This is a genomic window from Bacillus sp. 1021 (assembly GCF_014534735.1).
GTDB classification, from domain to species: domain Bacteria; phylum Bacillota; class Bacilli; order Bacillales; family Bacillaceae; genus Bacillus; species Bacillus siamensis.
The window spans coordinates 204,481-217,216 of sequence record NZ_JACVSR010000004.1; the positions used below are offsets into that span (position 1 = coordinate 204,481).

Annotated in this window: 13 protein-coding genes; 9 read left to right on the plus strand and 4 right to left on the minus strand. The window is 48.7% G+C overall.

Going from position 1 to position 12,736, the window contains the following annotated elements; genetic code table 11:
* Positions 1-13 precede the first annotated feature (13 nt).
* Genes ICW23_RS15435 through ICW23_RS15455 form a run of 5 tightly spaced genes read left to right on the plus strand, consistent with a single transcriptional unit; the run spans position 14 to position 4,777 of the window.
* Complete coding sequence (locus tag ICW23_RS15435; RefSeq protein ID WP_045926256.1) at positions 14-805, plus strand: amino acid ABC transporter substrate-binding protein; 792 nt, start codon at positions 14-16, stop codon at positions 803-805.
* Positions 806-827: 22 nt separating this feature from the next.
* The gene (locus ICW23_RS15440) at positions 828-1,502 is read left to right on the plus strand and encodes an amino acid ABC transporter permease (protein ID WP_016937270.1); all 675 of its coding nucleotides are present in this window, start codon (positions 828-830) and stop codon (positions 1,500-1,502) included.
* Between the two features lie 13 nt (positions 1,503-1,515).
* Complete coding sequence (locus ICW23_RS15445) at positions 1,516-2,265, plus strand: amino acid ABC transporter ATP-binding protein (protein ID WP_060963614.1); 750 nt, start codon at positions 1,516-1,518, stop codon at positions 2,263-2,265.
* 17 nt (positions 2,266-2,282) lie between these two features.
* Positions 2,283-3,434: a M20 peptidase aminoacylase family protein gene (locus tag ICW23_RS15450; protein WP_188154744.1), complete on the plus strand. Its 1,152-nt coding sequence runs from the start codon at positions 2,283-2,285 to the stop codon at positions 3,432-3,434.
* A complete protein-coding gene (locus ICW23_RS15455; protein ID WP_188154745.1) occupies positions 3,431-4,777 on the plus strand; it encodes an MmgE/PrpD family protein in 1,347 nt (448 codons plus the stop codon). Before ICW23_RS15450 ends, ICW23_RS15455 begins: the two co-directional genes overlap by 4 nt.
* 102 nt (positions 4,778-4,879) lie before the next feature.
* Here the strand turns inward: ICW23_RS15455 and ICW23_RS15460 are convergent, their stop codons facing one another.
* Both ICW23_RS15460 and ICW23_RS15465 read right to left on the minus strand, forming a co-directional pair.
* Positions 4,880-5,563: an ABC transporter ATP-binding protein gene (locus ICW23_RS15460; protein WP_188154746.1), complete on the minus strand. Its 684-nt coding sequence runs from the start codon at positions 5,561-5,563 to the stop codon at positions 4,880-4,882.
* A 14-nt stretch (positions 5,564-5,577) separates the two neighbouring features.
* On the minus strand, positions 5,578-7,014 hold the full coding sequence (locus ICW23_RS15465; RefSeq protein WP_188154747.1) for an ABC transporter permease: 1,437 nt from the start codon (positions 7,012-7,014) through the stop codon (positions 5,578-5,580).
* A 212-nt stretch (positions 7,015-7,226) separates the two neighbouring features.
* Here ICW23_RS15465 and yclJ point away from each other — a divergent pair, with 212 nt between their 5' ends.
* From yclJ to phrC, 4 genes are all read left to right on the plus strand, one after another.
* Entirely contained in the window at positions 7,227-7,910 is a 684-nt protein-coding gene (gene yclJ / locus ICW23_RS15470) for a two-component system response regulator YclJ (RefSeq protein ID WP_016937264.1), read from the plus strand.
* Entirely contained in the window at positions 7,897-9,330 is a 1,434-nt protein-coding gene (yclK, locus tag ICW23_RS15475) for a two-component system sensor histidine kinase YclK (protein WP_162183917.1), read from the plus strand. Before yclJ ends, yclK begins: the two co-directional genes overlap by 14 nt.
* Positions 9,331-9,483: 153 nt before the next feature.
* Positions 9,484-10,632: a response regulator aspartate phosphatase gene (locus tag ICW23_RS15480; RefSeq protein ID WP_016937262.1), complete on the plus strand. Its 1,149-nt coding sequence runs from the start codon at positions 9,484-9,486 to the stop codon at positions 10,630-10,632.
* Positions 10,616-10,735, plus strand: a complete 120-nt coding sequence (phrC, locus tag ICW23_RS15485) for a phosphatase RapC inhibitor PhrC (protein ID WP_016937261.1) — start codon at positions 10,616-10,618, stop codon at positions 10,733-10,735. The genes ICW23_RS15480 and phrC overlap by 17 nt, the downstream gene beginning before the upstream one ends.
* A gap of 141 nt (positions 10,736-10,876) precedes the next feature.
* Here phrC and ICW23_RS15490 read toward each other — a convergent pair whose 3' ends face one another.
* Entirely contained in the window at positions 10,877-10,975 is a 99-nt protein-coding gene (locus ICW23_RS15490) for a YjcZ family sporulation protein (RefSeq protein WP_016937260.1), read from the minus strand.
* A gap of 96 nt (positions 10,976-11,071) precedes the next feature.
* Positions 11,072-12,436, minus strand: a complete 1,365-nt coding sequence (locus tag ICW23_RS15495; protein WP_016937259.1) for an aspartate kinase — start codon at positions 12,434-12,436, stop codon at positions 11,072-11,074.
* Positions 12,437-12,736: the final 300 nt, after the last annotated feature.

Sequence of the window (12,736 nt, forward strand, 5' to 3'; positions counted from 1 at the left end):
AGGCGGGATTTCAATGAAGAAGAAAACATGGGCTTTGCTGCTGTCTGCCGCTCTTCTGGCGGTCTTATCAGCATGCGGTAACGGCAAAGAAAGCGAAGGCGGCGATAACGTGCTGCATGTCGGCGCCACGGGGCAAAGCTATCCGTTCGCATATAAAGAAAACGGCAAGCTGACCGGCTTTGACGTGGATGTCATGGAAGCCGTTGCGAAAAAAATCAACATGAAACTGGACTGGAAGCTGCTCGAATTCAGCGGCCTGATGGGAGAGCTCCAGACCGGCAAACTCGACACCATCTCAAACCAGGTCGCTGTCACGGACGAACGCAAGAAAACGTATAACTTCACAGAACCGTATTCGTATGCGGGCACTCAAATCGTCGTCAAAGACGATAACAAAGACATCAAATCAGTCAATGATCTAAAAGGAAAAACAGTGGCGGCCGTTCTCGGCTCAAACCATGCGAAAAACCTTGAGAGCAAGGACCCGGATAAAAAAATCAACATTAAAACGTATGAAACACAAGAAGGCACGCTGAAAGACGTGGCTTACGGGCGCGTTGACGCTTACGTAAACAGCCGCAGCGTCCTGATCGCCCAGATCAAAAAGACCGGCCTGCCTCTGAAACTAGCAGGAGATCCGATTGTCTATGAAAAAGTCGCCTTCCCGTTTGCGAAGGATGCGGCTCACGATAAAATCCGCAAAAAAGTAGACAAAGCCATTGAAGAACTGCGGAAAGACGGCACGCTGAAAAAGCTGTCTGAAAAGTACTTTAAAGAAGATATCACAACGGAAGCAAAGCATTAAGAAACGGCGGTGAAAATCGAGAATGAACAGCATTGATTGGGGATTTATGTTTTCAGCTTTTCCCGCGTTAATTGAAGCCCTGCCGATCACATTACTAATGGCCGTCGCAGCCATGGTATTTGCCGTGATCGGCGGCCTTATATTAGCGCTTATAACAAAAAATCGTATTCCTGTGCTTCACCAGCTGTCAAAGGTGTATATTTCATTTTTTCGGGGCGTGCCGACGCTCGTCCAGCTTTTCTTAATTTATTACGGACTGCCTCAGCTGTTCCCAGGAATGAGCAAGATGACGGCGTTAACGGCGGCGATTATCGGGCTAAGCCTGAAAAATGCCGCCTACCTCGCTGAAATTTTCCGCGCCGCGCTCAACTCAGTCGATGAGGGGCAGCTTGAAGCCTGCCTGTCCGTCGGAATGACAAAATCACAGGCATACAGACGGATCATTTTCCCGCAGGCCGTCAGAAACGCGCTTCCCGCGACGGGAAATACGTTTATCGGGCTGTTAAAAGAAACATCGCTCGCCTTTACATTAGGAGTGATGGAGATGTTCGCCCAAGGAAAAATGTACGCATCAGGCAATCTCAAATATTTTGAGACGTATTTAGCCGTTGCGATCATGTACTGGATTCTTACGATTATTTACAGCGTGCTGCAGGATCTGCTCGAACGGGCGATCAGCAAGCCTTATCGCACATAGGAGGAGGCTCAGGATGATACAAGTCAGACATATTCGAAAAGCATTTAAAGACCTTACCGTACTTGACGGGATCGATCTTGAGATCAAAAGCGGCGAAGTCACGGCCATTATCGGCCCGTCCGGCTCGGGAAAATCAACGCTCCTCCGCTGCCTGAATCTGCTGGAGCGCCCGGATGACGGCATCATTGAAATCGGTGATGCCAAGCTGAATGCAGTTTCCTATTCGCGCAAAGACGTACACAAGCTTCGCCAGCAGACGGCGATGGTGTTTCAGAATTACAACCTGTTCAAAAACAAAACCGCGCTGCAAAACGTGACAGAAGCGCTGATCACCGCGCAAAAGAAACCGAAAAAAGAAGCGGAACAGATCGGTATGGATCTATTGCGGCAAGTCGGTTTAGAGCAAAAAGCGGACAGCTACCCGATTACGATGTCAGGCGGGCAGCAGCAGCGGATCGGCATTGCTCGCGCCTTGGCAGTTGACCCTCACGCGATTTTACTGGATGAACCGACTTCGGCCCTTGACCCTGAGCTTGTAACCGGTGTGCTTCAAGTCATCAAATCAATTGCCGAAAAACAGACAACCATGGTCATCGTCACACATGAGATGGCTTTTGCGCGTGAAGTGGCCGACCAGGTCATCTTTATGGCGGACGGACGCATTATCGAGCAGGGAACACCGGAAGAGCTGTTTGACAATCCGCAGAACGAACGGACGAAAAAATTTATAAAGCAAGTGGGAGAGCCTGCTGAGCTTGTATAGGAAGGGACGAAGAAGAAATGGCAAGAGAAACGTATGAATCATTAAACAAACGTTTAATCAATATCCGCCGCGACCTTCATGAACACCCTGAGCTGTCAGGCGAGGAATACGAAACGACGAATAAAATCCGCCGTTGGCTGGAGGAAGAGGGTATCACGGTTCTTGATGTTCCGAAACTTCAAACCGGAGTGATCGCCGAAATCAAAGGAGACAAAACCGGCCCCGTCATCGCCGTCAGAGCGGACATTGACGCATTGCCGATCGAAGAGAAAACAAACCTTCCGTTTGCTTCGCGAAACAGCGGCGTCATGCATGCATGCGGCCATGATTTCCATACGGCATCTATTCTCGGCACGGCTTTCTTATTAAATGAGAGAAAGCACGAGCTGAAAGGAACGGTGCGGTTTATTTTTCAGCCCGCGGAAGAAATCGCCGCCGGAGCGAGACAGGTCATTGAAGCCGGCGCGCTTGACGGTGTATCGGCAATATTCGGCATGCATAACAAACCCGACCTCCCCGTCGGCACGGTCGGCCTGAAAGAAGGCCCGCTGATGGCGAGTGTGGACCGCTTTGAAATCACTGTTAAAGGAAAAGGCGGCCACGCCGGAATCCCTGATAACAGCATTGACCCGATTCAGGCGGCAGGGCAGATCATCGGCGGCCTGCAATCGGTTGTCAGCAGAAACATCAGCTCGCTTCACAATGCCGTCGTCAGCATCACAAGAGTTCAAGGCGGCAGCTCTTGGAATGTCATCCCGGACCATGTTGAAATGGAAGGCACCGTCCGGACGTTTCAAAAAGAAGCGCGTGAGGCTGTTCCGGAACATATGAAGCGGGTTGCCGAAGGAATCGCGGCCGGATTCGGAGCAGAAGCCGAATTCCGCTGGTATCCTTATCTTCCGTCAGTGGTAAACGACGCCCGTTTCATCCAGGCGGCGGAACAGACGGCTGAAGATCTCGGGCTTCAAACGGTTCGGGCAGAACAGTCTCCCGGCGGGGAAGACTTCGCGTTATATCAAGAAAAAATCCCCGGCTTCTTCGTCTGGATGGGAACAAACGGCACGGAAGAATGGCACCATCCGGCCTTCACACTCGACGAAAAAGCGCTCCCACAAGCGGCTGATTTTTTCGCCCGGCTGGCCGTCAATGTATTGGAGCAGACGGAATGAATACGGAACATCTGACGGCCGGGCTTGCTCAGGCCGTCATGTCGTCTGTACCGGAAACATCCGCCGAAGCGATGAAAGAAGCGCGCAAAGGCCTGCTTGATTTTACAGCGGCAGCCTTTGCGGGGAGACGGGATAAAGGCATTGAGAAGCTGATTAAACTGGCCGAAGAAGAAGGCGGGGCGCCGACAGCTCCGCTTATCGGCAGAAATCAAAAAGCAACGCCGTCCCAATCCGCGCTGATTAACGGATTCATCGCCCATGCGCTTGATTTTGACGATGTTCATTCTGATGTAAGAGGACATCCGAGCGCGGTCATCCTTCCGGCTCTGATCGCAGCGGCATCATCCGGCCATATAGACAAAACCCGTTTTCTCGGTGCTTACGTGACAGGCATCGAAGTGATGGCGCGGCTCGGTCAGTCAGCGGGAAGACACCATTACGAGAAAGGCTGGCACAATACGGGAACGTTAGGCGCGATTGCGGCGGCCTGCGCCGTCGGTTTCGCGGAGAATCTCAATCAAAACGAATTGCAAAAAGCGATCGGATTTGCGGCCGCCCGTTCCGGAGGCATGCGGGTGCAGTTCGGGACAGAAATGAAGCCGCTTCATGCCGGACTGGCCGCTCAAGCCGGGTTGTTCGCCGTAAAGCTTGCGAAGGCCGGTTTTGGCGGGTCGGATCATGCGCTTGACGGGGAGAAAGGCTTCTTCGGGGTGTACGGCGATCTTGAACGGGCAGAAACCGTGCTTTTAAACGGATGGGGAAAACCTTGGCGGATTGTGAGCCCGGGGCTTTGGTTTAAGGTTTATCCGTTTTGTTCGGCGGCCCATCACGCGGCGGACGCCATTCTCAAGCTGAAGGCTGAGCACGGCCTCACTTTCGGCCAAATGGAACGGACCGACGTTATTTATCCGCCGGGCGGGGATGCCGCATTGACAGAACGGCGCCCGAAAACAGGCGAAGCGGGGCGCTTCAGTGTGGAATATGTGATTGCCCTGGCTCTGCACGGTAAAGATTTTTCAGCAAAACACTTCACCTCCGAGCCGATTCCCGAATCCCTTCAAAAGGGGTTTGCGAGAATTCACCGAAGCTATGATGATCAAATTCTGCCGGCTGACAACGCCGTTCCGAAGGGCCGTTTTACAATTGTACGGGTCACGGCTTCCGGCAATCATGTCTATGAAACACGTATCGACTGTCCGAAGGGAGCACCGGGAAACGGTCTTTCTGAAAAAGACATTGAAGACAAACTCCGGCTCGCTTTGCCGGGGGAAGAGGAAAAGGCGGAAGAATTGATCAAAGCAGCCGGTCAATCAAATATTGAACGCTATTTACAGCTGATATAAATAAAAAAGCGAGGGGATGCAGCCCTCGCTTTTTTTACGTTCACTTCTATTGAATAGGGGGATATAGGGTGCGCCCCTGTCTGCGCTGGCAGGGGCGCGGTATCAGGAAACGGCCGGGCCGTTTTCTTTTACTGTGAAACTTCCTCTTGATAAGCGGATGTTGATATCAGACACTTTGGCAATTTGTTCGTCGTGCGTAACCATGATGACGCATTTGCCGCCTTTATGCGCCAGATCCTGAAAGAGCCGGACGATTTCCTTTGACGTATCTTCGTCGAGGTTTCCCGTCGGCTCGTCCGCGCAAATCAAATCCGTGTCACAGCAGAAAGCCCGCGCAATTGAAACGCGCTGCTGCTGTCCGCCGCTTAATGTCAGCACCCGCTGACGGGCCTGCTGTTCGGTGATGCCGACTTTATCCAGCATGCTGAGCGCGAACGCATCTTTGTTTTTCTCCTTAGATCCGGTAATCTCCATCGCCGTTGTGACGTTCTGGAGCGCCGTCATATACGGAATCAGATTATAAGATTGAAAGACGATAGAGACATATTGATTTCTGAATTTGGTTAATCCGATTTTGGAGATGTCTTCGCCGTTATAAAGGATGTTTCCCTTTTTAGGTGTGTCAAGGCCGCCCGCCAGAGACAGAAACGTGGTTTTTCCCGTTCCGGAGGCGCCGGCAATTGTATAAAACTTCCCTTTTTCAAAGCTGATCGTTATATCCTGAAACAGCGGCTGTGATTTATCTTGGTACCAGTAGCCAGTCTGTTGAAAGGTTAATAGGCTCATTATGCTGCCTCCTCTTATTCCTGCTTGGTCAGGATCGTTTTAGGGTGAAGCCGCATGACTGATACAGACGGCAGTAATGTGGCGATGACGGTAATTGCGACGCCGATCCCGCCGAGAATCAGAAGGTCATTCAGCGAAACGTTTACCTGCATTGTACTGATGACATCTGCACCGGATGAATGCTGACCGAACATGCCGCCTCCCCGCGGCATTTCCCCGCTGCCCCAGCCGCTTGTTTGCTGCTGTGAATTATCGGCTGAGCTGACCTGCTGGGAAAGAAGCTGATTTCCCAGCTGATTCGCCACAAGGCTGCCCGTGACGGATGCGATCCCGATGGCGATAACCGCGACAATCAGAATTTCCGTTAAGAATTGTCCGATGAGCTTCCGGCGCTTTTCGCCGATCGCCATCAAGACACCCATTTCATACTTGCGTTCCCTGATCGACATCATCACGATCAACCCGAGAATGACCGCGCCCGCGATGGATACAAGGTACACCACGTTTTTAGAAAATGACGCGACATTTTCAATCGGGCCGACCATTTGCTGATACACCTGATCATTTGTCGTCAGCGTGTAGGTTTTATCATCTATAGATGTTTTTTTCGCAGCCGCAACGAATGAATCAATATATTTTGCATCATCCATATAATAAACGGCTGAGCTGATTTTGTTTTTGTTATCAGACCCTTTTAACGCCGCCGCGGCGGTGTAAGGCGTATAGATTTTATTGTCAGGATTTAAGGATGAAAAATGCTCTGCCTGATCGTCTCCTGATGATGTTGTTTTATAGATTCCCACAATTTTAAGCTTCGTTTTCACAGAATCATCCGTTGCTGAGGAAACCGTAATGGAGCCGCCGACCTTCAGCTTGTTTTGATCTGCCAGCGTTTCATTAATCACGGCGACTTTTACGTCCGCATCTGCTTTTGTGATGGCGCGGCCGTCAGTGATTTTTGAGCTCCCGCCTGTGAAATCATCAAGCAACACCGTAGAGAGCACGCCTTCGACCGAAATGTCCGCTGAAATCATCTGTCTTCCGCCGCCTTGAAAACGCCTTCCGCCGAAACTGTTATCGGCTGAGTCGCCTGAGCTTTTTATCGCGTCAAAGCTTTCTGCGTTTGCTGACGCTGTCGTGAGGAAGTTGTAATTTTTAACATGCTGTAAGGATGTAAGCTTCTTAGCATCCGAAACGGAAATTGGCGTTGATTCAAACGTCCTCTTTTCACCGTCTTTTTGCTGCTGCGTCATTTGCTTTTGGCGGTCAGCCTGGAGTGTGACACTCCCGCCGAGCTGCTGCCTTGCCAGTTCGCTTGATTTCTTTGCCGCTGACTGGATCGTAAGACCGGACAGGACAAAAATGCAAATCACTGAAAACACAACCAGCTGCATAAACGTTTTTCCCTTTTTTGCCTTCATGCTCCAAAAGGCTCTTTTAATAAAGTTCATGTCTGTTCCTCCATGTGGGTGTCATATATTGTGAAAACACCCTTCTTTAGAACCGGTTATCCGATATGTATATAGTAGGAGAAATGTATGAAAAAAATATGAACAAACTATTTCCGGGTGATGAAATAAAAACTAACAATTGTGAAACGCGAAAATATCCGGGTAAAATGGTGCTATTATAAGTAAAAGCGTCAAGATAAGCGGAGGAACCAATGAAGATATTAATGATAGAAGACAATATAAGCGTATGCACCATGACGGAAATGTTCTTTTTTAAAGAAGGATTTGAAGCCGAATTTGTCCATGACGGAGTGGAGGGCTATCAGCGGTTCACAGAAGAGGAGTGGGATTTGGTCATCTTGGACATTATGCTTCCGTCTATGGATGGAGTGACGATCTGCCGAAAAATAAGAGAGACGAGCAGTGTGCCGATTATTATGCTGACCGCAAAGGACACGGAGTCTGATCAGGTGATCGGGTTTGAGATGGGGGCTGACGACTATGTCACCAAGCCGTTCAGCCCGCTGACGCTTGTAGCGCGAATTAAAGCGGTGATCAGAAGATACCGGGCGACGGGGCAGGCCGTAAAAAGCGATGACTTGATCGAAACAGCGTGTTTTTCAATCAATAAGAAGACGCGGGAAGTGTTTCTGCACGGAAAACCTGTCGAGAATCTGACGCCGAAGGAATTTGATCTGCTCTTTTATCTCGCGCAGAACCCGCGCCAGGTTTTTTCAAGAGAGCAGCTGCTTGAGCAGGTGTGGGGCTATCAATTTTACGGCGATGAACGTACGGTTGATGTTCATATTAAACGGCTGCGCAAAAAACTGTCCAGTGACGAAAAAACGTTTTTATACACGGTGTGGGGGGTAGGATATAAATTTGATGAGGATTAAATACTTATATCAGCTGCTGCTGAGCCATGTCAGCATTTTGATTTTGGCCTTTTTCATCATCATTTCCCTGTTTTCGCATTTTGTAAAAGATTTTGCGTATCAAAATAAAGTGGATGAGCTGTCTTCTTACGCCCAGCAGATCACAAGTGAGCTGAACGGACGCGATCTTGATCTGCGCCGCCTGTATCCGTATCAGGACATGTTAAAAACGCGCGAGACAAGGTTTATTATTTTTGATGAACATCAGCGGCCTTACTTTTTTCCTGACGATATGCCGCCGCGCGAGAAGCTGAAAAGTAAAGAGTGGCACATGCTGAAGCAAGGGAAAACCGTTCAGATCAGAGCGGAGGTGAATCGTTTTAATACGGAAGGCTTAGAAGTATCGCTCGTCGCAAAACCGCTTTTTATCAACGGTCAATTTAAAGGCGCGGTGCTGCTCGTGTCTCCCGTCAAAGGGGTCGAGCAGATGATCAGCCAGGTCAACCGCTATATGATTTACGCGATTATCAGCACCCTTATCATCACGATTTTGTTAAGCTGGCTTTTATCTAAGTTTCACGTCAAGCGGATTCAGACATTGCGGGATGCGACGGGAAAAGTGGCTTCCGGTGATTACGATATTTCGCTCAAGAACAGCGGCGGCGATGAAATCGGCATGCTGGCGTCCGATTTCAATACGATGGCTAAAAATCTGAAGCAATCGAGAGAGCAGATTGACCGCCTTGAAAAGCGGAGGCGCCAATTTATCGCCGATGTTTCCCATGAGCTGAGAACGCCTCTGACGACCATTAACGGGCTGGTGGAGGGCCTTAACAGCAACACCATCCCGGAAAAAGATAAAGAGAAATGCTTCTCGCTGATCAGCGAAGAAACGAAGCGGATGCTCAGGCTCGTGAAAGAAAACCTGGATTATGAAAAAATCAGATCCCAGCAGATCAAGCTGGACAAGCTGAGTCTGCCGCTCATCGAGGTGTTTGAGATTATTAAAGAGCATCTCAATCAGCAGGCCGAGGAAAAACAAAACCGGCTCCGGATTGAAGCAGGGGACGGCGTCAAAGTGTTCGCCGATTATGACAGGCTGATCCAGATTCTCGTCAACATTACGAAAAACAGCATTCAATTTACGCAAAACGGAGACATTACGCTGCGCGGGTATGAAGGCTATAAGGAAACGGTTATTGAAATTGAAGACACCGGAATCGGTATTTCGAAAGAAGAAATCGAGCACATATGGGAGCGTTTTTATAAGGCGGATGTGTCCCGAACGAATACGGCATACGGCGAATACGGACTCGGCCTGTCCATCGTCAGGCAGCTCGTCGAAATGCACAAAGGCACGATAGACATTGAAAGCGAAAAGGAAAAAGGCACAACCTTTACAATCCGCCTTCCGCTGAATACGAAACATGAATCATGTTAAAACCGGCAGTCCTGTTTGGCTGCCGGCTGTTTCATCTTCACTGCGCAAAATTGCGCTCTGCCGAAACAAAGTTTGCGTGTTTTTCGGGATGGAAAGACACGGAAACGTGATAAAATAACTGGTAAACAGGTCTTGGATGGGGAGGGTGAAGGAATGAAGAGCGGGTTAATTCCTTCTTCAGCAGTCGGGCAGAAGATTAACGAGTGGTATCGATACATAAGAACATTCAGCGTGCCGGATGCGGAGATCTTGAAGGCCGAGATCAAACAGGAGCTTGACCATATGGAGCCTGATTCGAACTTGGTGCTTTATTATTCCCTCATGGAATTTCGCCATCAGCTGATGCTGGACTACTTGGAGCCGCTGGAAAAACTGAAGATAGAAGACCAGCCGACCCTGTCGGAAATTCTTGATAACATTGATAACAGCCAGGCCGGGCTCAAAGGGCTTCTCGATTATTACGTCAACTTTTTCAAAGGCATGTTTGAATTTGATAAAAGAGAATTTATATCAGCGATTACGTATTATAAACAGGCTGAGAAAAAACTGGCCTTCGTATCGGACCACGTGGAGCGGGCAGAGTTTTATTTTAAGGTGGCCGAAGCTTATTATCATATGAAACAAACGTATTTTTCTTTGATACATATAAAGAATGCTTATGAAATTTACGTAGAGCAGGACACATACAACGTCCGGATCATTCAATGCCATTTTGTGTTCGGCGTCAATTTAATGGATGAAAGACGTTTTGAACAGGCGGCCAAACATTTTCAGCACGCTCTGCAAATGGCTGAAAAAGAACAAAAAGCGCAGCTTGTCGGGAGGGCGCTGTATAACCTCGGACTGTGCTACTACAATCAGGACCGCACCGACGAAGCGATTCCGTACTTTGAACGGGCGGTTGATACATTTGAATCACAAAGAATCGTCAATTCTCTTCCTCAAGCATATTTTCTAATCACACTCATTTACTTTAAACTCGGAAAAAAAGATAAAGCGTCGGAATATCACAAGCGGGGATATGAATATGCTAAAGAAACAGACGATCCCGTTTACACGGTAAAATTCGAATGGCTGCAGGCTCTGTATCAGGCGAAACCGGATGAGGAAAAAATCAGCGCATGTTTCCGTTACCTGGAGAATAAAAATTTGTACGCCGATATAGAGGATTTAGCACTAGAAGCAGCTAAATATTACTATGAACAAAATTGCTTTAAAATTTCTTCTGACTATTTTCTGAAAGTCGAAGAGGCAAGAAAACAAATACAAAGGAGTGAGGGTTTGTATGAAATTGAAATCTAAATGGTTTGTTATTTGTTTAGCAGCCGCCGCGATTTTTACAGTTGCAGGTGCAGGCCAGACAGATCAGGCTGACTTCCATGTAACTGAAAGAGGAATGACGTGAGAAGAAAATAACCTGAACAAAAGAAAAGACTGCCAGAGAATGTTCTCGGCAGTCTTTTTTTGCGTACGGAAGCGGCTCAAAGAAAAAAAGAAAACGCCGCAGGTCAAAACCCGCAGCGTCCTCATATAGACGGAGTGATGCTTAGAAACCGCCAACAAAGGCAGTACCTACAATTACTAACAGGATAAATAAAACAACGATCAAAGCGAAAGAGCTAATTCCTTCTCCTGAGTATCCCATTATGCTTCACCTCCATATTGTCTATACCATACAATATGTTTCAGAAGCTGTTTTGTAAGGGATAGTAGTGGACAAGAGAAAAAAAGAGGCTGTGCCCTATGAGAGTAAGACCCCGGCGAAAAATTCGTCATACAGTGCCCGCACCGCGTGTTTTTCCTGTTCTTCTTTCACCCCGAACATCATGCTGACTTCCGATGATCCCTGATTGATCATCTCGATGTTGACGCCGGCTCCCGACAGTGCTTTGGATGCCCTGGCGGTTGTGCCGACATTTTGGCGCATCGCTTCGCCCACTACCATAATCAGCGCCAGATTGTGCCTGACGGTGACTTCATCTGCTTGAAGTTCCTGCTTCAGACGGGTGACGAGCTTCTGTTCCAGCTCTAAGTCCATCTGATTGTGCCGAAGGATGATTGTGATATCGTCAATCCCAGATGGAACGTGCTCATACGTCAATCCTTCTTCCTCCAAAATGTGAAGGGCTTTGCGGCCGAAACCGATTTCCCGGTTCATTAAATATTTGCTTATGTAGATGCTGCAAAAGCCCGTGTCGCTTGCGATGCCGATGACAGGCCCGTTCGTATTGTCACGGCTGCTGACGACGCGCGTTCCTTTCGCATCAGGATTATTCGTGTTTTTAATCTGAACGGGGATGCCGGCCCGAAAAGCGGGAATCAGCGCTTCATCATGAAAAACGGAAAACCCGGCATAGGAGAGTTCACGCATTTCCCGATACGTCAGTTCGTTAATTTCTTTCGGGTGCTGCACGATCGACGGGTTGACGGAATAGACGGCGTCCACATCGGTAAAGTTTTCGTACAGGTCGGCCTTTAAGCCGTTGGCGAGAATGGAGCCGGTAATATCTGAACCGCTCCGGGAAAACGTCACAATCTCATGCTCCTTCGTATAGCCGAAAAAACCAGGAAAAATGATCAAGCCTTCACGGTTTCTCAGACGGTACAAATGATCATAAGACTCAGGGAGCACCTGTGCGCTGCCGGGTTCATTCGTCACAAACAGCCCCGCTTCTTTCGGGCTTACGTATTCGGCTTTCACGCCCCGCCTGCGGAAGTAGGCCGCAATCAGCTTCGCGTTATTGTCCTCGCCGCTCGCTTTCACCGCATCCATATACTGATCGGGATTGGCTTTGCTGCTGTTTAAGAGAGCGAATAAGTCACGGCGGATTCTTTCTATAATAGAGGGATCGAGATCCAGCTCGCGCGCGATGGCGGCGTACCGCTCAATGACCGCTTCGGCAAGCTCAGGCGCCGCTCCTTTTTGCAAATAATGCTCCGCACACCGGATTAACAGATCCGTCACCTTTGTATCGTCCGAGAAGCGTTTTCCCGGCGCCGATACAACGACGGCTTTCCGCGCGGGATCGGCCGTCACGATTTGAAACACTTTCTCAAGCTGGGCTCCTGACGCAAGGGAGCTGCCTCCGAATTTTACAACTTTCATGATTTACATCCCCTAATATTTAAATTTTCTCACAAATTTAAATTTTATTATCTCTCTTTCAAAGAGGTAAATCAAGGGTTTTTTCTACTTGGTAAGAACATTTGTATTCTCCGGGAGGAATTTCGTCGCTGTTTGTCAGATTTGCTTCCTTAAAGTGTGTCATCCTGTGCAAAAAATGATAAGCAGCCAAATGAAGGTTATAGTAAATCCTGAAAATTCTTGATAGACTGATTGTAAAAGAATTTAGTGTACGGCCCGCGGATGACCGCTTTGAAAAGCAAAACTGTATTGACTGCGCTT